The organism is Citrobacter sp. wls757 (genome assembly GCF_005280935.1).
Lineage (GTDB): Bacteria > Pseudomonadota > Gammaproteobacteria > Enterobacterales > Enterobacteriaceae > Citrobacter > Citrobacter portucalensis.
Genome location: NZ_SZWU01000052.1, coordinates 14,477 through 15,076 on the forward strand (window position 1 = coordinate 14,477; position 600 = coordinate 15,076).

Here is a 600-nt window from a genome sequence, read left to right on the forward strand (position 1 = left end):
GCGACGATACCGATAAACATAAACTCGGACGCACCCGCCAGTACCGTAATCGAAAGCACAAACGGTACCCACAGCGGGAAGCCGTAGGCCATCGCCAGCGAGCCGTATGACATGCCGACTACGCCGACGGCCAGACAGACCAAAAATATTGCTTTTATCGTGTCGCCTTTGAGACTGGAAAAATAATGTTTCATACCGTTTTAGCCATATCGAACGAATTTCCATTATAATGAACGCGACCAGTTAATATTACAAGTCGAACGATTCGTTCGATATAAAGAACATGGAGTCGTGAATGACCCAGCCCATCAGTATGATCGCGAAAAGCCTTGTGCGTGAACGTCAGCGCACCGGTTTGTCATTGGCAGAGATTGCCCGTCGCGCAGGGATTGCAAAATCGACACTTTCGCAATTGGAAGCGGGCAATGGCAATCCTAGCCTGGAAACGCTCTGGTCGCTGTGTGTGGCGTTGGATATTCCCTTTGCGCGCCTGCTGGAGCCGCAGGAACAAAAAACGCAGGTGATTCGCCGCGGCGAAGGAACAAAGGTGGTGGCCGAGCAGGCCCACTATCAGGCCATTTTACTGGCCGCCTGCCCGCC

At 52.5% G+C, this 600-nt stretch carries 2 protein-coding genes; one reads left to right on the plus strand and one right to left on the minus strand.

Going from position 1 to position 600, the window contains the following annotated elements:
• A partial coding sequence (locus FDW94_RS24250; protein ID WP_249358512.1) for an AzlC family ABC transporter permease occupies window positions 1–194 on the minus strand: 194 nt, incomplete at its 3' end.
• Window positions 195–295: 101 nt separating this feature from the next.
• On the opposite strand from FDW94_RS24250, the gene FDW94_RS24255 reads away from it, so the two are divergent.
• The coding region (locus FDW94_RS24255; protein WP_249358515.1) for a helix-turn-helix transcriptional regulator at window positions 296–600 on the plus strand (305 nt) is incomplete at its 3' end.